General features: G+C 52.1%; 18 protein-coding genes. 10 read left to right on the top strand and 8 right to left on the bottom strand.

Annotation, left to right across the window (positions count from 1 at the left end):
• The first annotated feature begins 90 nt into the window (after positions 1-90).
• From SGR01S_RS01975 to SGR01S_RS01985, 3 genes are all read left to right on the top strand, one after another.
• On the top strand, positions 91-2,025 hold the full coding sequence (locus tag SGR01S_RS01975; protein ID WP_061806375.1) for an exoribonuclease II: 1,935 nt from the start codon (positions 91-93) through the stop codon (positions 2,023-2,025).
• Between the two features lie 162 nt (positions 2,026-2,187).
• Positions 2,188-2,859, top strand: a complete 672-nt coding sequence (locus SGR01S_RS01980; protein ID WP_061806376.1) for a CPBP family intramembrane glutamic endopeptidase — start codon at positions 2,188-2,190, stop codon at positions 2,857-2,859.
• A gap of 210 nt (positions 2,860-3,069) precedes the next feature.
• Positions 3,070-5,127, top strand: coding sequence for a carbon starvation CstA family protein (locus SGR01S_RS01985; protein WP_037415765.1), 2,058 nt, complete (start codon positions 3,070-3,072; stop codon positions 5,125-5,127).
• A 59-nt stretch (positions 5,128-5,186) separates the two neighbouring features.
• Here SGR01S_RS01985 and fsa read toward each other — a convergent pair whose 3' ends face one another.
• Positions 5,187-5,852, bottom strand: coding sequence for a fructose-6-phosphate aldolase (gene fsa, locus SGR01S_RS01990; RefSeq protein ID WP_037415767.1), 666 nt, complete (start codon positions 5,850-5,852; stop codon positions 5,187-5,189).
• A gap of 146 nt (positions 5,853-5,998) precedes the next feature.
• On the opposite strand from fsa, the gene SGR01S_RS01995 reads away from it, so the two are divergent.
• From SGR01S_RS01995 to SGR01S_RS02005, 3 genes are read left to right on the top strand one after another with little or no spacing between them, the layout of a single operon-like run.
• The gene (locus tag SGR01S_RS01995; RefSeq protein WP_061806377.1) at positions 5,999-6,898 is read left to right on the top strand and encodes a glycyl-radical enzyme activating protein; all 900 of its coding nucleotides are present in this window, start codon (positions 5,999-6,001) and stop codon (positions 6,896-6,898) included.
• 4 nt (positions 6,899-6,902) lie between these two features.
• Positions 6,903-9,335, top strand: coding sequence for a formate C-acetyltransferase/glycerol dehydratase family glycyl radical enzyme (locus SGR01S_RS02000; RefSeq protein ID WP_061806378.1), 2,433 nt, complete (start codon positions 6,903-6,905; stop codon positions 9,333-9,335).
• A 48-nt stretch (positions 9,336-9,383) separates the two neighbouring features.
• Entirely contained in the window at positions 9,384-10,130 is a 747-nt protein-coding gene (locus SGR01S_RS02005) for a DeoR/GlpR family DNA-binding transcription regulator (protein ID WP_037416012.1), read from the top strand.
• A 47-nt stretch (positions 10,131-10,177) separates the two neighbouring features.
• On the opposite strand, the gene araD is transcribed toward SGR01S_RS02005, so the two are convergent.
• Complete coding sequence (gene araD, locus SGR01S_RS02010; protein ID WP_061806379.1) at positions 10,178-10,873, bottom strand: L-ribulose-5-phosphate 4-epimerase; 696 nt, start codon at positions 10,871-10,873, stop codon at positions 10,178-10,180.
• A gap of 364 nt (positions 10,874-11,237) precedes the next feature.
• On the opposite strand from araD, the gene osmB reads away from it, so the two are divergent.
• The gene (gene osmB / locus SGR01S_RS02015; protein ID WP_004945176.1) at positions 11,238-11,456 is read left to right on the top strand and encodes an osmotically-inducible lipoprotein OsmB; all 219 of its coding nucleotides are present in this window, start codon (positions 11,238-11,240) and stop codon (positions 11,454-11,456) included.
• A 204-nt stretch (positions 11,457-11,660) separates the two neighbouring features.
• On the opposite strand, the gene yciH is transcribed toward osmB, so the two are convergent.
• Together yciH and pyrF are read right to left on the bottom strand one after the other, a co-directional pair.
• Complete coding sequence (gene yciH, locus SGR01S_RS02020) at positions 11,661-11,987, bottom strand: stress response translation initiation inhibitor YciH (protein ID WP_061806380.1); 327 nt, start codon at positions 11,985-11,987, stop codon at positions 11,661-11,663.
• 10 nt (positions 11,988-11,997) lie between these two features.
• The gene (gene pyrF / locus SGR01S_RS02025; protein WP_061806381.1) at positions 11,998-12,726 is read right to left on the bottom strand and encodes an orotidine-5'-phosphate decarboxylase; all 729 of its coding nucleotides are present in this window, start codon (positions 12,724-12,726) and stop codon (positions 11,998-12,000) included.
• Between the two features lie 327 nt (positions 12,727-13,053).
• Between pyrF and bhsA the strand changes: the two genes are divergently transcribed.
• Together bhsA and SGR01S_RS02035 are read left to right on the top strand one after the other, a co-directional pair.
• Positions 13,054-13,314: a multiple stress resistance protein BhsA gene (bhsA, locus tag SGR01S_RS02030; protein ID WP_061806382.1), complete on the top strand. Its 261-nt coding sequence runs from the start codon at positions 13,054-13,056 to the stop codon at positions 13,312-13,314.
• 170 nt (positions 13,315-13,484) lie between these two features.
• Positions 13,485-13,781 (top strand): Arc family DNA-binding protein, encoded by a 297-nt coding sequence (locus tag SGR01S_RS02035; protein WP_061806383.1) that lies wholly within the window; start codon positions 13,485-13,487, stop codon positions 13,779-13,781.
• Positions 13,782-13,837: 56 nt separating this feature from the next.
• On the opposite strand, the gene lapB is transcribed toward SGR01S_RS02035, so the two are convergent.
• From lapB to pgpB, 3 genes are all read right to left on the bottom strand, one after another.
• The gene (gene lapB, locus SGR01S_RS02040; protein ID WP_037415793.1) at positions 13,838-15,007 is read right to left on the bottom strand and encodes a lipopolysaccharide assembly protein LapB; all 1,170 of its coding nucleotides are present in this window, start codon (positions 15,005-15,007) and stop codon (positions 13,838-13,840) included.
• A 6-nt stretch (positions 15,008-15,013) separates the two neighbouring features.
• Positions 15,014-15,316 carry a LapA family protein gene (locus SGR01S_RS02045; protein ID WP_037415796.1) on the bottom strand — a complete coding sequence of 101 codons (303 nt, stop codon included), beginning with the start codon at positions 15,314-15,316 and terminating at the stop codon, positions 15,014-15,016.
• Positions 15,317-15,787: 471 nt separating this feature from the next.
• Positions 15,788-16,552: a phosphatidylglycerophosphatase B gene (gene pgpB, locus SGR01S_RS02050; protein ID WP_061806384.1), complete on the bottom strand. Its 765-nt coding sequence runs from the start codon at positions 16,550-16,552 to the stop codon at positions 15,788-15,790.
• Between the two features lie 278 nt (positions 16,553-16,830).
• On the opposite strand from pgpB, the gene ribA reads away from it, so the two are divergent.
• On the top strand, positions 16,831-17,424 hold the full coding sequence (ribA, locus tag SGR01S_RS02055; protein WP_037416015.1) for a GTP cyclohydrolase II: 594 nt from the start codon (positions 16,831-16,833) through the stop codon (positions 17,422-17,424).
• Between the two features lie 45 nt (positions 17,425-17,469).
• Here ribA and acnA read toward each other — a convergent pair whose 3' ends face one another.
• On the bottom strand, positions 17,470-20,142 hold the full coding sequence (acnA, locus tag SGR01S_RS02060; protein ID WP_061806385.1) for an aconitate hydratase AcnA: 2,673 nt from the start codon (positions 20,140-20,142) through the stop codon (positions 17,470-17,472).
• Positions 20,143-20,200: the final 58 nt, after the last annotated feature.

Consider the following 20,200-nt stretch of genomic DNA (forward strand, 5'->3'; position numbering starts at 1 on the left):
AACCGTGACGTTAGGCTTGCCCGCAGCGGGTGATTCGCGTAAAACTGTCAGCCGCAAATCTTGCCACTCACAACCCATTCACTGGACGATATGTTTCAAGATAACCCGCTGCTGGCGCAGCTTAAACAGCAACTTCACTCTCAGACCCCGCGTGTTGAAGGCGTAGTAAAAGGGACTGAGAAAGGCTTTGGCTTTCTTGAAGTAGACGGTCAAAAAAGCTATTTCATTCCACCACCGTACATGAAAAAAGTTATGCACGGTGACCGAGTGACCGCAACGCTGCATACCGAAAAAGAACGCGAAATCGCCGAGCCAGAAACCCTGATCGAGCCATTCCTGACGCGCTTTGTCGGTCGTGTGCAAAAGCGCGATGACCGTTTGTCCATCGTGCCTGATCATCCGTTGCTGAAAGACGCAATTCAGTGTCGCCCAGTGCGTGGTTTGAACCACAACTTCCAGGCTGGCGATTGGGCTGTCGCAGAAATGTGCCGCCACCCGCTGAAAGGCGATCGCGGCTTCAACGCCGATCTGACCCGTTTCATTACTGATGGCGAAGATCACCTGGCGCCGTGGTGGGTTACTCTCGCCCGCCACAATCTGGAAAAAGAAGCCCCGGAAATGATCGCTATCAGCGAGCCGGATGCCTCTTTGCCACGTGAAGATCTGACCGCGTTGAATTTTGTCACTATTGACAGCGCCAGCACCGAAGATATGGACGATGCGTTGTTTGTGCAGGACAACGGTGACGGTACACTGCAGTTGACCATCGCCATTGCCGATCCGACGGCATACGTCGAACAAGGCAGCGAACTGGATGAAATCGCCCGCAAGCGCGCCTTCACCAACTATCTGCCGGGCTTCAACATCCCTATGTTGCCGCGCGACCTGTCAGACAACCTGTGTTCACTGCGCCCTAACCAGCGCCGCCACGTGCTGGCTTGCCGCGTTACCATCGGTACCGACGGCGCATTGGCGGCTGACATGCGCTTCTTTGCCGCTGAGATCGAATCTAAAGCCAAGCTGGTTTATGACGAAGTCTCTGACTGGCTGGAAGGCATTGCCGGTTGGCAGCCACCGAGTGACGATATTGCACAACAAATCACTCTGCTCAAGCGTGTGTGCGATGCCCGTAACGCATGGCGCCACCAGCATGCGCTGGTGTTTAAAGATCGCCCTGACTACCGCTTTGTGTTGGGCGAGAAAGGCGAAGTGTTGGAGATCATCACTGAACAACGCCGTAGCGCCAACCGTATCGTTGAAGAGTGCATGATCGCTTCCAACGTCTGTGCCGCCATCGTGCTGCGCGACCATTTGGGCTTTGGCATTTACAACGTGCATACCGGTTTCGATCCGCTGCTGGTTGAGCAAGCGGTTACCGTACTGCAGGCCAACGGGGTCGAAGCCGAAGCCGAAAAACTGCTGACGCTGGACGGGTTCTGTGAACTGCGTCGTCACCTGGATGCACAGCCGACCCAATTCCTCGACAGCCGTATCCGCCGTTCTCAGACGTATGCCGAAATCAGCACGACGCCGGGGCCGCATTTCGGCCTGGGACTGGAAGCCTACGCGACCTGGACTTCTCCGATCCGTAAATACGGCGACATGGTCAACCACCGTCTGCTCAAAGCAGTTATCACCGGCCAGGCAGCCGAAAAACCGCAAGACGAAGTGACAGTCCAATTGGCAGAACGTCGTCGTCTGAACCGCATGGCGGAACGTGACGTGGGTGACTGGCTGTATGCGCGTTACCTGAAAGACAAAGCTGGCACCGATGAACGCTTCAATGCAGAAATCATCGACGTGACTCGCGGCGGCCTACGGGTACGTTTGCTGGACAATGGCGCAGTGGCCTTCATCCCAGCACCCTTTATTCACGCGGTACGTGATGAAATGGTCTGCAGCCAGGAAACCGGCACGGTCCAAATCAAAGGTGAAGTCGTCTATCGACAAGGTGACAGCCTGCAAGTCACCATCGCCGAAGTGCGTATGGAAACCCGCAGCGTGATCGCCAGACCGGCGGTATAACCTCGTGAGATGACCCTCACACAAGACAAACACCGGCGGGTAAACCTCCGGTGTTTTTTTTCACCATTTGAATACAGGCATCGAAGAGATCCGCCAGCACGGACAGTGCCTGAGATCACATGGACAACAGCAATGATTATTTAAAATATAAGGATTATAAAAATGACCGACTGGGATAAGGAAATCGCACGTCACAAGGAGACCAAAGGGTTCTTTTCCACGTTTTTGCTGATGGTGGCGCTGACATTCCTGCCACTGCTTTTCCCCAACAGGGAAAAATTAGAGGCAGAGGGATGGCTGGTCCCTATCTTATTGGTGATTGAATTTGTCGTTATCGTTCCGCTATACCTGAAATTTTATAAAAACCGCCCTTCTTTTGGCGCCGGTAATTTTAAACCCGCGACATTCTTTGGTTTCTTGTTAATCATTTTAGCATTGCAATTTATCGCCCCGGCTTTACTTGGTATAACCAAAACGGAAAGCTGGGTCATCGGGCAGGTTTCGCTTCAAGGAAACGTGTTTTTCCTGGTGCAACTTACCCTGATTATCCTCGCGCCCATTTATGAAGAAATCGTCTTTAGAGGCTGCCTTTACGGCGCATTTCAAACCTGGTTTGCCGGCGGTAAAATCGGGGCGGCGATAGTGACATCGATTCTTTTTGCCATACTGCATACACAATATGCGGATGCGCGCATGTTACTCATTCTGTTTTGCATATCATTGACGCTGATAGCCGCCAGAGTCAGGTCAAACGGCCTGTTAATGCCCATCAGTCTGCATATTGCCATGAATGGCATCGTGCTGGGTGTCAGTTATTGGGCAATTCAAGCATAGCTACCAGGCGATGCTACGGCGTCGCCTTTTTTATTTCAGAGTCAATGCACGCAACAACTTCATCACATTGTTTTTACGCCATTACTCAACCTGCTTCACATTTCTCATCCGACCTGCTTCTTTTCACGCGCAAAACTCCTACTTTTAATTTGTACGCATTTTCCATAAGAACACGTCTTTTTGTTTCTGCGCACCAAGGAGTTGTTGAACATGAAAAACGTCAAGTCCGGGATCATCTGGCTGGCGGTGGCGTTGGTGGGTGCATTTGCCTTCGCCATGCTGGCGCTAAGCCGTGGGGAACATGTCAATGCGGTTTGGCTCGTGGTAGCGGCGGTTGCCTGTTACAGCATCGCTTACCGCTTCTACAGCCTGTTCATTGCCAAGAAAGTATTTGAGCTCGACGATCGCCGCATGACGCCGGCGGAACGTCGTAACGACGGGTTGGACTACGTGCCCACCAACAAGTGGGTGTTATTTGGTCACCACTTTGCTGCTATCGCCGGGGCCGGACCTTTGGTGGGGCCGATTTTGGCAGCGCAAATGGGTTTTCTGCCCGGCACCATCTGGATCCTGGTTGGGGTAATGTTGGCCGGTGCCGTGCAAGACTTCCTGGTTCTGTTTATCTCTACCCGTCGCGATGGCCGTTCGTTAGGAGAAATGGCCAAACAGGAATTGGGGGCTTTCGCGGGGGTGATCACCATGCTCGGTGCACTGGGGGTAATGATTATTATCCTGTCGGCGCTGGCGCTGGTGGTGGTAAAAGCGTTGGCCGATAGCCCATGGGGCCTGTTCACTATCGCCGCCACCATTCCTATCGCGCTGTTTATGGGCGTGTATATGCGTTTTATCCGGCCGGGTAAAATCGCCGAAATTTCGGTGGTGGGCTTTGCCCTGATGCTACTGGCGATTATTTACGGTGGCAATGTGGCACAAGATCCCTACTGGGGTCCGTTCTTCACGCTGCACGGCACTACACTGACCTGGGTTCTGGTGGTCTATGGCTTTGTCGCCTCGGTACTGCCGGTATGGTTGCTGTTGGCACCGCGTGATTACTTGTCCACCTTTATGAAAATTGGCGTCATTATCGGGCTGGCGATTGGCATCGTCTTTGCCATGCCGGAAATGAAAATGCCTGCAGTATCGCGCTTTATCGACGGTAGTGGCCCTGTGTTCGCCGGTTCACTGTTCCCATTCCTGTTTATCACCATCGCCTGCGGCTCTATCTCTGGGTTCCATGCGTTGGTGTCCAGCGGCACGACACCAAAACTGGTTGAGCGTGAAAGTCATATTCGCTTTATCGGCTACGGCGCAATGCTGATGGAATCGTTCGTGGCTATCATGGCACTGATCTGTGCCTCGGTAATCGACCCGGGCGTTTACTTCGCTATGAACTCCCCAGCTGCGCTGATCGGCACCACAGTGGAGAATGCCTCACAGGTAATTAATAGCTGGGGCTTTATGATTACCCCAGAAACACTGACGCTGATTGCCAAAGACGTCGGGGAGCATTCGATCCTGTCTCGCGCCGGGGGTGCACCGACTTTTGCCGTGGGGATGGCACACATCATTACGGAAGTGTTTAACAGCCGCGCAATGATGGCGTTCTGGTACCACTTCGCCATTCTGTTCGAAGCCCTGTTTATTCTGACCGCCGTCGATGCCGGTACCCGTGCCTGCCGTTTCATGGTGCAAGATCTGGTGGGTGTTGCGATCCCAAGGCTGGCCAACAACCGTTCGTGGTTCGGCAACCTTGCCGGCACCACGGTAGCCGTCGCTGGCTGGGGGTTCTTTGTGTATCAGGGTGTGGTCGATCCACTCGGTGGCATCAACACGCTGTGGCCTTTGTTCGGCATCGGCAACCAGATGCTGGCATCAATGGCCTTGATCCTCGGTACTGTGGTGCTGTTCAAAATGAAAAAACAGCGTTACGCCTGGGTGACTATCCTGCCCACCGTCTGGTTGTTTATCACCTCAATGACCGCCGGCTGGCAGAAGATCTTCCATGAAAAACCGAGTATCGGCTTCCTGGCGCAGGCGAAGAAATTCTCTAACGGCATTGAACAAGGGACACTGATTGCACCGGCCAAGACATTAAAGGATATGGAAACCATCGTTTTCAGCAACCAGATTAACGCCGCGCTCTGTGCTTTCTTTATGCTGGTGGCGGTAACCATGCTGGTCTCAGCCTTCTTTGTGATACGCCGTGCACTGAATGCAAATCAGCCTACAGCGCAGGAGTCACCGATAGTTCTTCGTGAGAATGGTTGAAAGTATATTGTGATAATCAGGGCGCTATGGCGCCCTTTTCTTTGCTTGTTTCACACAGCTCAGTTCAACAAGTTTGTTCCAAACGCACCCTGCCAGTCTTGTTCAAATTTCTCTACTGCTGCCTGTACCGCCGGTGCAGCAAGGAACTGCTCTGCCACGTCAACCGGTAACGTGATGGCCTGACAGCCCGCCAGCAAGCACTCCAGTGCCTGACGCGGCGTTTTAAAACTGGCTGCCAGCACCCGAGCATTTGGCGCATGCAGCGTTAACAACTGTTGTAACTCGTGAACCATCTCGATACCGTCGCCGCCCTGGGCATCCAGACGGTTAACATAAGGAGCCACATATTCGGCACCAGCCAGTGCCGCCAACAGCCCCTGACCTGCGCCATAAACCGCTGTCCCAAGCGTAGGGATCGACATCGACGTCAGTTTTTTAATCGCTGCCAGCCCTTCAGAGGTCGCGGGTACCTTCACCACCAGCCCTGGCACTCGCTGATGAAGCAACGCCGCTTCTGCCACCATAAGTTCGGCATCGTTGGCCATCACCTGAGCAAACAACTTACCGGTGCCCCCCAGTGCATCACGCAGCGCCGGCAACACTTCCCAAATGGGTTTCCCTTCTTTAGCGATAATGCTCGGATTGGTGGTGACACCATGCAATGGCAAGATGCGCGCGAGGCGTTTTACTGCATTTACATCAGCGGTATCGAGATAAAGCTCCATTACGGACTCCTGAATCTTCTGTGGGCGAATTCAAACTCTCATCATAGTAGGACATACAATTCGTTTATGTTTGATCGAAGTCAAATCAACTTTCATTCGAAACAACTTTAATGAAATAAGAAAAGCAACCGAATGACAGGTGACTCGTGATATTCAATCTGCAACGCTATTCCACCCACGATGGCCCAGGCATTCGCAGCGTGGTGTTTTTGAAGGGCTGTTCGCTGAGTTGCCGCTGGTGCCAAAACCCGGAAAGCCGTGCACGACAGGCAGACCTATTGTTCGACCCACGCCTGTGCCTTAGCGGGTGCATGCTGTGCAGCGATGATAACCCACAGGTAATCCAGCGAGTAAACGATGATTTAGTGATTCAACGCGAGCTGCTCAGTCACAAGGATTATGCCGCATTGGCTGCCCGTTGCCCAACCGGCGCACTCAGCCTGTGCGGTAGCGCGATAAATATCGACGATATCATGGCCGAAGTGTTGCGCGACCGACCATTTTACCTGCGGACCGGTGGTGGCCTTACGCTGTCCGGCGGGGAACCTTTTATGCAACCGACAGTAGCGGCTGAACTACTGCGCCGCGGACGCGAAGCCGGTATCCATACCGCCGTGGAGTCCTGTCTACACACTCCCTGGTCGCACATCGCCCCTTCGCTCCCCTGGCTTGACCTGATGCTGGCGGATCTGAAACACGTTGATGAACGACGCTTTAAACAGTGGACTGGCGGATCCGCCAAACGGGTGATGGCCAATTTCCGCCGACTCGCCACCAGCGGCACCCGAACAACGGTGCGTGTACCGTTAATCCCGGACTTTAACGCCGATTACCGCTCGATTCGCGAGATTGTCGATTTTGCCGCCGATGAAGCCGGCGTCAAAGAAATTCATTTCTTGCCGTACCACACACTGGGCATCAACAAATACCACCTGCTCGGCGAACCCTATCACGCTGCCCGTACCCCGCTGGATGCGCCCGAACTGCTGGCCTATGCCGAGCAGTACGCCGAAACCAAAGGGTTGACCGCTATTTTGCGAGGATAACATCATGACCACGCTGGACTTGACCACCCTGACCGAACGCACCCTGGCCCATAAGAACGCACTGATCCATATCGTAAAGCCGCCTGTTTGTACTGAACGTGCACAGCACTACACCGAAGCCTATCAACAGCACCTGGATAAACCCTTGCCGGTACGTCGGGCTCTGGCATTAGCTAATCATCTGGCCAAACGCACCTTGCGCATTGACAATGATGAGCTGATTGTCGGCAACCAGGCCAGCGAATTACGCGCTGCGCCGATCTTCCCGGAATATACCGTCAGTTGGATCGAAGACGAGATTGACCAACTAGCCGATCGTCCAGGTGCCGGTTTTTCCGTTAGCGAAGAGAACAAAGCCATACTGCACCAAATTTGCCCATGGTGGCGCGGCCAGACGGTACAGGACCGCTGTTATGGTATGTTCACTGATGAACAAAAAGCCTTGCTGGCCACGGGGATCATCAAAGCCGAAGGAAATATGACCTCGGGAGATGCCCATCTGGCGGTGAATTTCCCACTGCTGTTAGAGAAAGGCCTCGACGGGCTACGCGACAAGGTGGACGAACGCCGCAGCCGCCTTCATCTCACCGACTGGCAAGAGTTACAGCAGGAACAATTCCTGAAGGCTATCGACCTGACCCTGGAGGCACTGAGCGCCCATATCCTGCGCTTTGCCAAACTGGCCCGCAGCTTGGCACTGGCAGAAAACCGTCACTGGCGGAGGGAGGAGCTGCTGACCATCGCGGCAAATTGCGAGTTAATCGCCCACCGCCCACCGCAGACCTTCTGGCAAGCTTTGCAGTTGTGCTACTTCATTCAGTTAACACTACAAATTGAATCCAACGGCCATTCGGTGTCCTTTGGCCGTCTCGATCAGTATCTGTACCCTTGGTATCGCCGCGATGTCGAGTTGGAGCAAACTCTGCCACGCGAGCGTGCGATTGAAATGCTGCACAGCTGCTGGCTGAAACTGCTGGAGATCAACAAGATCCGTTCTGGCTCGCACTCCAAAGCCTCGGCAGGCAGCCCGCTGTATCAGAACGTCACCATCGGTGGGCAACAACTTATCGACGGTGAGCCGTGTGATGCAGTTAATCCTTTGTCCTATACCATCCTGGAATCCTGCGGTCGGCTGCGTTCTACTCAGCCTAACCTCAGTGTGCGTTACCACGCGGGAATGAGCAGTGATTTTCTCGATGCTTGTGTGCAAGTGATTCGTTGCGGTTTCGGTATGCCGGCTTTCAACAACGATGAAATTGTTATTCCTGAATTTATCAAGTTAGGTGTAGAACCACAGGATGCCTATGACTATGCGGCGATAGGTTGCATCGAAACCGCCGTTGGCGGCAAATGGGGTTACCGCTGTACTGGGATGAGTTTTATCAACTTCGCCCGTGTGTTGCTGGCAGCGTTAGAACAGGGACGTGACGCCACCTCCGGCAAGATCTTCCTGCCGCAGGAATTGGCGTTGTCACAGGGTAACTTCAGCCATTTCGACCAGGTGCTGGGAGCCTGGGACAGCCAGATCCGCTACTACACCCGTAAGTCGATTGAAATTGAATGTGTGGTTGATAGCGTACTGGAAGATAACGCGCACGATATCCTCTGTTCGGCACTGGTGGATGACTGTATCGAACGTGGCAAAAGCATTAAGCAAGGCGGTGCAAAATACGACTGGGTTTCAGGTTTGCAAGTCGGTATCGCTAACCTGGGCAATAGTCTGGCCGCGGTGCGCAAATTGGTGTTCGAGCAGGGCGTGATAGGTCAACAGCAATTGGCTGCGGCGCTGGAGAATGACTTTGAGGGACTTGATGGCGAACAGCTACGTCAGCGACTGCTTAACGCCGCGCCAAAATATGGCAATGACGTTGATGAGGTTGACCAACTATTGGTACGTGCCTACCAGACCTACATTGACGAATTGAAGCAGTACCACAACACCCGTTTTGGTCGTGGCCCGATTGGCGGTACCTACTACGCCGGGACCTCATCCATATCGGCCAATGTGCCTTTTGGCGCAGCGACCCTGGCAACACCGGACGGACGCAAAGCACATACGCCGCTGGCGGAAGGTGCCAGTCCGGCTTCGGGTACCGATCATCTGGGCCCTACCGCCGTGTTCAATTCGCTGTCCAAATTACCCACCGCATCTATCCTTGGCGGCGTACTGCTGAACCAGAAACTCAACCCTGCGACACTGGAAAATCCACGCGATCGTGAAAAGTTGATGTTGATGCTGCGCACCTTCTTTGAGGCGTACCAAGGTTGGCACGTTCAGTACAACATCGTGTCACGGGAAACCTTGCTTGAAGCGAAGCAACATCCTGACCAGTATCGTGATTTAGTGGTCCGCGTTGCTGGATATTCCGCTTTCTTTACCGCATTATCCCCTGACGCACAGGATGATATTATTGCGCGAACAGAACATACTATTTAAACAATAAATATTAGCGGCTGCACATTGGTGGTCGCACATCAGGTTGATATGAATTCAAGACAACAGACAATATTGCAATTGGTTAACGATCGCCGACGTATCAGCGTCAGCGATTTGGCCGCTGCCACCCAGGTATCAGAAGTGACGATTCGTCAGGATCTGAATCTGCTGGAAAAGCGCAGCTATTTGAAGCGGGTACACGGCTCCGCATTGGCATTGGAAAGTGACGACGTCGACGCACGTATGATGTCCAACTTTACGCTCAAACAAAAGTTGGCGCAGTATGCTGCTTCGCTGGTGAACGACGATGAAACCATCTTTATCGAAAGCGGCAGTACCAACGCGCTGCTGGCTCGCTATATCGCCGAGCGTAAACGCATCACGCTGATCACCGTCAGTCATTATATCGCCAATCTGCTGAAAGAAACCGACTGCGAAGTGATCGTGCTGGGTGGTTTGTATCAGAAAAAGAGCGAAACTGTGGTCGGCCCATTGACCCGCCAATGCATTCAACAAGTTCATTTCAGTAAAGCGTTTATCGGCATCGACGGTTACCACGCAGAGACCGGATTTACGGGCCGCGATATGATGCGTGCCGATGTGGTCAACGCGGTGTTGGCTAAAGGCGTTGAGAATATTGTCCTGACAGACTCCTCTAAGTTTGGTCAAATCCAACCCAACCCATTGGCACAGCAGGGTACGGTTCATCGAGTGATCACCGACTCGCGGTTGGCCCTGGAGTATCAGCATCAGTTGAAACGTCAGGGAATACGCTTGGAAATGGTGAACGATTAGCCGTTTAAACAGACAGTGAGGGCCACCGTTCGGTGCCCTCCTCAATATCACTGGCCGTAGTAGGCGTTTTTACCGTGCTTGCGCAGGTAATGCTTGTCCAGCAGCGTTTGCTGCATGTTCGTCAGGCCCGGCATCAGTTGGCGTGAAAAAACCCCCATATAGGCAATCTCTTCGAGTACCACCGCGTTATGCACCGCATTTTCCGCGTCTCTCCCCCAGGTAAAAGGGCCATGCGAATGAACCAATACCGCCGGGACATTGGCCGGATCCAACTGACGATCGCCAAAAGTTTCGACAATTACCCTACCAGTCTCCCATTCATAGCGACCGTTGATCTCTGTATCCCGCATCTGTCGGGTACAGGGAATGTCACCGTAAAAATAATCCGCATGTGTAGTGCCCCAAGCAGGAATATCCAAACCAGCCTGTGCCCAAATAGTGGCATGACGCGAATGGGTGTGCACAATCCCACCAGCTGATCCAAACTCAAGGTAAAGCACGCGGTGCGTGTCGCTATCCGATGACGGTTTTTTATCTCCCTCAACCACTTTCCCGCTTTCCAGTTCTACCACCACCATGTCGTCACGGGTCATCGCCGCATATTCCACGCCAGAGGGTTTGATCACCATCAGCCCCTTCCGACGATCAACAGCACTGACATTACCCCAGGTAAACGTCACCAGATGATGGCGTGGCAGTGCCTGGTTGGCTTCTAATACATGCTGCTTGAGCTCGTTAAGCATTGGTCTTTCCCGGTTAAATCTGTTGGGAATATTGTCGGCACGCTGCTCTTGATAGGGTATGGCGTAAATTGCTAAAGACCACGCAGGCTTCTGCTGGAAATTGAGATCTGCGAGAGAAAGGGTGAGTTGCCGGTGCATGGCGAGAGAATGTACTTTAAGACTATTTACCTGTTTATCGCTTACCAGAAGCTTATAGTGAATATGGGCAGAGGTTGTACACTTGGCCTTTTAATTATTCTGCCTTTAACAAAAAATGCCATTTTTTATGTCGATACTCTATGGGAGCCAATAGCAGGCCGAATCCGGGGTTAATGCCTATACTTAAACGGCACTCCCATATAGCCAATGCTAAGGAGAAGTCATTATGATGATTATCAATAAACGTTTCGCCACCGCCGCTTTGGCGCTTACGCTAGCGTTTTCACTCAGCGCTTGTTCCAACATGTCCAAACGTGACCGTAACACCGCTATTGGTGCCGGTGCGGGGGCAGTAGGTGGTGCAGTGTTGACCGATGGTAGCGCACTGGGTACGCTCGGCGGGGCCGCCGTTGGGGGGATAATTGGTCATCAGGTAGGCAAATAAACTGACTGACCGTATACAAATACCTCTGCCGACAGGCTGGCAAAAGCATTTTTGCTTTGACGTATTAGCCATAATAAAGATTATTTCAGGTCTGTTTTACCTTCAGTCGATGGCATCTTACCATCAACGGGTTAGCGCCCGGCAGCAGTACCCTAAAGCCATGCCGCAGTGTGATATCGCGGCATGGCAGTTCGCCAGATGCGGTTAACCGCCTGCCAGCTTGACCTTCATTCCTTTGCCTTCCAACAGCTGCTTCAGCAAATCACGCTTATCTCCTTGGATTTCGATGACACCATCCTTAACTGCCCCACCGCAACCGCATTTCTTCTTCAGCTCTGCTGCCAATTTATCCAAGGCTGCATCGTCCAAATCCACACCCGAGATCAGACAAACACCTTTGCCTTTGCGCCCGCTGGTCTGCCGCTGAATGCGCACGATACCGTCGCCCTTATCGCGCTGCGGTTTAACCTCTTCCTGTTTGATACGTCCACTGTCGGTGGAATAGACCAACCGGCTGTTACCATCACTCATTATCTGTTCCTCAAGCCAGTGAAGCGCGAATGGCGCTCAATGTGGCGGCAGGATCGGCTGATTGGGTGATCGGGCGCCCAATCACCATGTAGTCAACACCAGCCGCCTGTGCCTGTACAGGCGTCATGATGCGACGTTGATCGCCCGCAGCACTGCCCTCCGGGCGGATACCTGGCGTCACCAATTGGAACTGTTGGCCACAGGCCGCTTTCAGGCGCTCAGCCTCATGTGCTGAACACACTACGCCATCCAATCCACAATCACGGGTCAGACGTGCCAGTCGTTCCGCCTGCTCGGCTGGTGAGAGATCGATACCGATAGCCTGCAGATCTTCCGCTTCCATACTGGTAAGCACGGTAACTGCAATCAATAACGGTGCCTGGGCACCATAAGGTAGCAACGCTTCTTTCGCAGCAGTCATCATACGTGCACCGCCGCTGGCATGGACATTTACCATCCATACCCCCAACTCGGCGGCTGCCGCTACCGCATGGGCAGTGGTATTGGGAATATCGTGGAATTTCAAATCCAGGAATACCTCAAATCCACGGTCGTGCAAGTCGCGTACGACTCTCGGCCCAAACAGAGTGAACATTTCTTTGCCAACTTTTAACCGGCAGTCTCGTGGATCAATACGGTCGGCAAATGCCAGCGCAGCATCAATATCTGCGTAGTCCAGTGCTACGATAATCGGAGATGATTTTAAGTCATTGTTATTAATGTTATTTTCAGACTTCATTTCTTCTACCTTCTGTAAAATGGACGTAAATAGGCAACAACCTACCAAACTGACGCCGCATTCTACATGTCAGTTGACATAAATCCCAGCCGCAGTGCGCTCTGCCGTTAAGTAATGTTAGTCGTTGCTTCGTCATCAAGCGTCAATATAACCCCGCCGTCTTTAACTGAGCTGGTGTAAACCGCCGTAAAAATGCGTAAATTGTTAATCATATATTTTGAACAAGATACTCAGCATTATCAGATTTTAAATCCGCACAGATGCTTTATTATTCAACACATCGGAAGCGAAAGCCTTCCAACCTAAATAAACAGACTGGAGTCTATTATGAAAAACATCAAATATTTTGCAGCAGCCGCAGTTATCGCTATGACCTCTTTCGCCACCCTGGCAGCAGAGCCGATTGATATGCAGCAGGCAACCAGCCTGACCGCTTCCGGTGTTGTCTCCGCTGGCCATGCTACGACACTGAGCAGCCTGGAAGCCAAGCTAGCCGCTAAAGCCGACGCGCAGGGTGCAAGCAGCTACCGCATCATTTCTGCCGGCGGTAATAACATGCTGAGTGGCACCGCAGTTATCTATAAATAAGCACTTCAGTATGGGGCCCGGTCTACCGGGCTCTACCGCTTTTCCCCTTCAATATCGCGCGTTACTTCCTCGCCGTAATGTTACAGAAATATTAAATTTTTATTACACACTAGACTCTCACTCATGACTGGCTTAGCTTGAAGGCAATCTTCCCGCATAAAGGCTTCAAAATGAGCGAGATATCTACACTAACGATTAAAATCCCTCTGGAACTCAAAGAAAAAATTCGTGCCATTGCCGCCGATAACCAACTTTCTTTGAGCGCTGAGGTTTGTCAACGCCTTGAAAACAGCTTCGACTTACCGGCTAAAGCAGAAAAAACCGCTAAGAAATCGACGGAGTTGCATCATGGTGAAATCGATAATCAGGGGATTGAAGAGGAAATCGAACAGCCTCTGAACCAGAAAGAATTGAAAAAACTGCGTCAGTTACTGAAAGGTGGCGTGAAAGCCAGCAAGAAAAAATAAAGCTGTACCAGCATAATAAAAAAATGGGGCTAAATAGCCCCGTTTTTTATTATGCGTTATTGTCCATCCAGCCCACGAATGGGCTTAACCGATGACCAGGCTCGGCATGACGGGCAATGCCAATACAGAGAATGCGCAGTAAAGCCACACTTATGGCAGCGATAACGCGGCTTGGTCCGTATTTGTTCCCCCACCATATCGCGCAACAACAACAGACTCTCTTTCGCGCGGCCGTCTTCAGCATCCGCCAGGTGATAGTCCATCAAACGGTAAAATACCCGCATCGTCGGATGGCGCTGTAACTGGCGGTTAATATACACCTGCACCACATCACGCCCTTCATGCTGTTCAATAATCTCTGCCAGCATTAATTCAGCAGTGGCACCGGTATTTTCTTCAACACACCGTTTGAGGAAGTCAGCCCAATCCTGTTGTTGTTCCAGGTGCTGGTAACACTCATGCAGCATCGGTAGCGTTTCGCTCACCAGCTCTTTATCTTGATTCAACACCCGCTGTAACGACTCTACCGCTTTGGCATATTCGCCCTGCGCCATATAAATGCGGCCAACCATAATCGATACGCGAGCACACTGTTTGTCAGCCGAGGCTGCCCGCTTCAGCAAGCCCATCGCTTTATCGAGATCGTCACTTCCCATCGCTTGCAACGCCAGTTCACAATAGAAATGTGCTATTTCGATACGCTGTTTGTCTTTCCCTAACTTGACCAGCTTTTCAGCCACGTCAATGGCTTTTAACCAGTCACTGGTTGCCTGATGGATCACCAACAGTTGCTGTAACGCCGAAAGCCGGAAATCTTCTTCGCCGATTAACTGGCCAAACATGTCCTCGGCACGGTCATACATCCCGGCAGCCATATAATCGCGGCCCAGTTGCTGTACCGCTAACAGGCGTTGTTCGAAGGTCAGGGAGGCGCTTTCCATCAACGCTTGATGGATGCGGATAGCACGGTCTACTTCACCGCGTGAACGGAACAGGTTACCCAGCGTCAGGTGTGCTTCAACGGTGTTACTGTCCTCTTTCAACATATCAAGGAACAGATCAACCGCTTTATCTTGCTGGTTGGAGAGCAGGAAGTTAACCCCGGCCACATACTCACGCGACAGACGGTTGGCTTCCTGTTGTTTATCCTGTTGAGCACTTCTGCGCCCCATGTACCAACCGTACGCGGCAGCCACGGGCAGCAACAGAAACAGCAGCTCTAACATAGAAGATTATTCCTTGCTAACAACGGACTGAGCTGCCGGCTCAGCGGGTTGTTCAAGCTGCAATTCCAGCCTTTTGATTTTGCGATCGGCCCGCCCCAGTGCAATACGGGTGCGTAGATAGAACAGGCCACAAATGACCCAGCCGAGAACAAAACCAGCGCCAAACAACGTCGCCAACAGGGTCGATACGCGATAGTCGCCCTGCGCAACCAGATAGTTAAAACTCACAACCTGATCGTTATGCGCGCCCAACGTGACAGAAATCACGAAAATCACCAGAACCAACAAAAAAATCAGCAAATATTTCACATTCTTTCCCGCGATGCCGAGTTAATCGGATGAACTCTACCCTATAGCTTTCAAGTTGGTCGCTCTAACGCGTCCTTGCGCTCGCGGCATTTGTACATTCCTGTACAGCATAGCCAGGCGACCAGCTCGCTCACCTCCAGGCACTTACTCAAGTAAGCAACGGGGGTGAGCGAGTGCAGATAACAACGCTGCGGCTTGAAAGATGACGGGTATATGCCAATGCGTGGCGTCCCTAACCATTAAGTTAGCATTTCCCATCGTGGCAGGGAAACCCTGCGGCACGATAAAACCACATATCTGCTGGCATATTCGACAGTAAACGACGCTCCCGAACAAATTAATGAGAAAGCTTCTCAAAATAATGGATTAATAAGGATATGGGGACATTTATACGAATTGCAATGAAGGTATGTGTAAGTGGTGAATGCGGCGTCATTACAACACCGCATTATGTGACATGGTCACTTATGACTATTTTGCCGCGGTTCTTTCCGCGATTTCATGTTGCTCTTGCGGTGGCGGGGTCAAAGGACCAAACCAGCGCTGCGCCAACCAACACGCTATCGTCACCAACAGCCAACTGATCAGGGTCGCTACTACCAAATCACGCGGCCAATGCATACCCAGCAGTAAACGGCTGCCCATGACGCCCGTTGCCCACAGCATTAATACCACCACGGTCTTATAGTGCCGACGTGGCCACAACAGCCCTACGCCCAGCAGCGCCCAACTGGCGGCAAACATCGTATGCCCCGAAGGGAATGCAAAGCCTGTCTCAAATTGCCAATGTTCACGCAGCCATACCGGCACCAGTGTTTGGTCTTGTAACTGCTCTTTCACCAACCCACTCCGCTCTTTGCGGTTGAGCGAGTAAAAATACTTCTCGTCAATATGATGGGTTGACTCCAACCACAATACAAAGGGTCGCGGCTCCTGAACCCGATCTTTGATAATGGACTTAACACCCTGTCCGATCAAAATAGACGCACTCAGCAAAACCAGCAGGCCAATGGCGGGCTTGATGCGAAAACGCAAACACCACAAGAACCAGGCACCGAGGATAATGCTGGTAAGAATGCCCCATGGCGACGTGACCGTTTCTGTCATCCAGTACAGGCCTTTCAATAGCCGTCCGTCACCGCCCGGCTGCCATTGCCAACCGGAAAACCATACTGCCAATGGCATCAGCAACAATATTATCGCCCCTGCTGCCGTACGTTTTGCTATCTCAAACATTCCAATCGCCCTTTGTTTAAGCCAATTGGCAGTGTAACAATCTTGCAATATCGATAACACTCGAAAAATTAAACAGATAAAAAACCTATTGCAATAATAGTTGGCTGAAAACGTTGGATGCTGATTTGCTGAGCACCTCAGGGCAAGAAGTTATGGCAAAATAGCCGATAATTAACGAAATGCCGATCGTCGTTTCGCATTTTAATACTGGTCAGTTCACTGTACCGGACGTAGGATGCGCAACCATGATTGAATCGGAAGTATTTGTGGAGAGCAACATGCAGCTTAAACGGGTGGCAGAGGCCAAATTGCCAACACCTTGGGGCGATTTCCTGATGGTAGGATTCGAAGAACTGGCTACCGGGCACGATCACCTGGCGCTGGTGTTCGGGGATATTTCTGGCACAACGCCGGTACTCTCACGCGTACATTCTGAGTGTCTGACGGGTGATGCATTATTCAGCTTGCGCTGTGACTGTGGTTTTCAACTGGAAGCCGCACTGGAACATATTGCGGAAGAAGGTCGCGGTATACTGCTCTACCACCGTCAGGAAGGTCGCAATATCGGGTTGCTGAATAAAATCCGGGCTTACGCTTTGCAAGATAAAGGCGCTGATACCGTAGAAGCCAATCACCAGTTGGGCTTTGCTGCGGATGAGCGTGATTTCACTCTTTGTGCAGACATGTTCAAACTGCTGGGTGTGGATGAGGTCCGTTTACTGACCAACAACCCTAAAAAGGTTGAGATCTTGACTGAAGCCGGCATCAACATCACCGAACGTGTTCCCTTGATCGTTGGCCGTAACCCGAAGAACGAACGTTACCTGGCCACCAAGGCTGAAAAAATGGGCCATTTACTGGACCAAAAGTAATTTCCGCTCGGAAAAATGAGGGCGCCATGAAAGGCGCCCTTTTTATTACAGCATTTTCCTGATCACATAGTGCAGGATGCCGTCATTTTCATAGTAGGTTAGCTCATTACCGGTATCAATACGGCAACGAGTATTAACCACTTCCTTCCGTCCATCGGCATAAGTGATTAGCACCGGTACCGTCTGTCCTGGTTTCAGCGTTTGTAACCCGCTAACACTAATCTGCTCATCCCCACTCAACCCCAACGTTTTACGTGTCACGCCTGCTGGGAACTCTAGCGGCAGAATACCCATGCCAATCAGATTGGACCGGTGAATACGTTCAAAGGACTCTGCAATCACAACCCGAACACCCAATAAACGAGGTCCTTTCGCTGCCCAGTCACGGCTGGAGCCAGACCCATATTCTTTACCGGCAATCACCGCCAGCGGGATATTTTCCTGCTGATACTGCATAGCCGCATCGTAGATAGACAGCTGATTTTGTGACGGAATATGTCGGGTGTATCCCCCTTCAACTCCCGGCACCATTTCATTGCGGATACGGATATTGGCAAAGGTACCGCGCATCATCACTTCATGGTTACCACGACGTGAACCATAGGAGTTGAAATCCAATGCCGCAACGCCATGCTCACTTAAGTAACGCCCCGCTGGGCTGTCGCGTTTGATGTTCCCTGCCGGTGAGATATGGTCGGTGGTCACTGAGTCGGCCAGGATGGCCAGAATACGTGCGTCCTTGATGTCCTGCACCGGATCCGGCTGCACCTTCATGCTGCTAAAGAACGGCGGATGGCGAATGTAGGTAGAGTCCGCCTGCCATGGATAGGTGGCCGAACCGGCAACCTGAATCGACTGCCAGTTGGCGTCACCGTCAAATACCGCACCGTATTCCTTATGGAACATCTCGGTACGAACCTCTTCCACCGCTTGGGCTATTTCTTTACTGCTCGGCCAAATATCTTTCAGATAAACCGGCTTACCATCATGCCCTTCACCCAATGGATCCTTGGTAAGATCGATCTTCATACTGCCAGCCAGTGCATAGGCGACCACCAACGGTGGGGAAGCCAGCCAGTTGGTTTTCACCAGCGGATGAATTCGGCCCTCAAAGTTGCGGTTACCTGACAGCACCGCGCCCACGGTCAGATCGCCCTCTTTAATCGCCTGCTCTATTGGCTCAGGCAATGGCCCTGAGTTACCGATACAGGTGGTACAACCGTAGCCGACCAGGTTAAAACCGAGCTCTTCCAGGTAGGAGGTCAGCTTGGCACTGTCGAAATAGTCAGTCACGACTTTGGAACCCGGTGCCAACGAGGTTTTCACCCAAGGCTTGGTTCGCAAACCCTTTTTCACCGCGTTTTTCGCCAGCAGACCGGCTGCCATCATCACGCTTGGGTTCGAGGTGTTAGTGCAAGAGGTAATGGCCGCGATAACTACCGCGCCGTTATGTAGCTCATGCTCTTGCTGGTTCAGGGTGAAGGTTTTGAATTCGGACTTGCGTTGCTGATTGCCGATCTCGAGTTCGGTCGCGGCATTGAACGCCTTAGGCACTTCCGGCAGCGCCACGCGATCCTGCGGACGTTTCGGCCCCGCAAGGCTGGCGACGACTGTCGACATATCCAACCCCAGTGTGCTGGTAAAGACAGGTTCATCACCCGGATGACGCCACATGCCTTGCGCTTTCGCGTAGGCTTCCACCAGCGCAATTTGCTCATCACTGCGCCCACTGAGCTTCATATAACCCAGCGTCACCTCATCCACCGGGAAGAAACCGCAGGTGGCACCAAACTCTGGCGACATATTGGCAATGGTAGCCCGGTCAGCCAGCGGCAGGTCGGCAAGGCCGTCACCGTAGAATTCAACGAATTTACCCACGACACCGTGCTTACGCAGCATCTGAGTTACGGTCAGGACCAGGTCAGTGGCGGTGATACCTTCGCTAAGCTTACCGGTAAGTTTAAAGCCCACGACGTCCGGGATCAGCATTGATACCGGCTGACCAAGCATTGCTGCTTCAGCTTCAATACCCCCTACTCCCCAGCCAAGAATACCCAGGCCGTTGATCATGGTGGTATGGGAGTCAGTACCGACCAAGGTATCCGGGTAGGCGATACGCTGACCGCTTTCGTCAGTGTGCCATACCGTTTGGCCGAGATATTCCAGGTTAACCTGGTGACAAATACCGGTGCCTGGTGGTACGACACGGAAACGGTTGAAGGCTTTCTGTCCCCAACGCAGGAAGGTATAACGTTCGTGGTTACGTTCCATCTCGATACGCACGTTTTCTTCAAACGCGTCGTCATCACCAAATTCATCCACGGTAACCGAGTGGTCAATCACCAGATCGACCGGTGAAAGCGGGTTAACCTGGTCAACATTGCCGCCCAGTCGTTGTACCGCTTCGCGCATTGCCGCTAAATCCACCACTGCAGGCACACCAGTAAAGTCCTGCATCAAAACGCGAGCCGGACGATAGGCAATCTCACGGTCAGCATGGCCGGTCTTCAACCAGCCAACGATAGCTTTCAGATCGTCAACCTGCACGGTATCACCATCCACATGGCGCAGCAGGTTTTCCAACAGCACTTTCATTGATTTTGGCAGCCGGTCGATATCACCCAGCTGTCTCGCTGCCAGTGGCAGACTGTAATAGCCATACTCGCTATTCAGCGCAACCAGCTTATCCATACTCGTTTCACGAAGATCGGACGACATAGCTCCTCCATTTCTTATTATGTCTAAAACAGGGTAATCACTGAGGTCTTATTTAAAG

The organism is Serratia grimesii NBRC 13537, from assembly GCF_001590905.1.
Lineage (GTDB): Bacteria > Pseudomonadota > Gammaproteobacteria > Enterobacterales > Enterobacteriaceae > Serratia > Serratia grimesii.

What these genes read in the sequence shown, in the direction of transcription:
- araD (WP_061806379.1), bottom strand. Translation starts at nt 10,873, where the DNA reads ATGCTTAACGAGCTCAAGCAGCATGTATTAGAAGCCAACCAGGCACTG.
- fsa (WP_037415767.1), bottom strand. Translation starts at nt 5,852, where the DNA reads ATGGAGCTTTATCTCGATACCGCTGATGTAAATGCAGTAAAACGCCTC.
- pgpB (WP_061806384.1), bottom strand. Translation starts at nt 16,552, where the DNA reads ATGTTTGAGATAGCAAAACGTACGGCAGCAGGGGCGATAATATTGTTG.
- SGR01S_RS01980 (WP_061806376.1), top strand. Translation starts at nt 2,188, where the DNA reads ATGACCGACTGGGATAAGGAAATCGCACGTCACAAGGAGACCAAAGGG.
- SGR01S_RS01975 (WP_061806375.1), top strand. Translation starts at nt 91, where the DNA reads ATGTTTCAAGATAACCCGCTGCTGGCGCAGCTTAAACAGCAACTTCAC.
- yciH (WP_061806380.1), bottom strand. Translation starts at nt 11,987, where the DNA reads ATGAGTGATGGTAACAGCCGGTTGGTCTATTCCACCGACAGTGGACGT.
- ribA (WP_037416015.1), top strand. Translation starts at nt 16,831, where the DNA reads ATGCAGCTTAAACGGGTGGCAGAGGCCAAATTGCCAACACCTTGGGGC.
- pyrF (WP_061806381.1), bottom strand. Translation starts at nt 12,726, where the DNA reads ATGAAGTCTGAAAATAACATTAATAACAATGACTTAAAATCATCTCCG.
- lapB (WP_037415793.1), bottom strand. Translation starts at nt 15,007, where the DNA reads ATGTTAGAGCTGCTGTTTCTGTTGCTGCCCGTGGCTGCCGCGTACGGT.
- SGR01S_RS02000 (WP_061806378.1), top strand. Translation starts at nt 6,903, where the DNA reads ATGACCACGCTGGACTTGACCACCCTGACCGAACGCACCCTGGCCCAT.
- osmB (WP_004945176.1), top strand. Translation starts at nt 11,238, where the DNA reads ATGATGATTATCAATAAACGTTTCGCCACCGCCGCTTTGGCGCTTACG.
- bhsA (WP_061806382.1), top strand. Translation starts at nt 13,054, where the DNA reads ATGAAAAACATCAAATATTTTGCAGCAGCCGCAGTTATCGCTATGACC.
- SGR01S_RS02035 (WP_061806383.1), top strand. Translation starts at nt 13,485, where the DNA reads ATGAGCGAGATATCTACACTAACGATTAAAATCCCTCTGGAACTCAAA.
- SGR01S_RS02005 (WP_037416012.1), top strand. Translation starts at nt 9,384, where the DNA reads ATGAATTCAAGACAACAGACAATATTGCAATTGGTTAACGATCGCCGA.
- SGR01S_RS01985 (WP_037415765.1), top strand. Translation starts at nt 3,070, where the DNA reads ATGAAAAACGTCAAGTCCGGGATCATCTGGCTGGCGGTGGCGTTGGTG.
- acnA (WP_061806385.1), bottom strand. Translation starts at nt 20,142, where the DNA reads ATGTCGTCCGATCTTCGTGAAACGAGTATGGATAAGCTGGTTGCGCTG.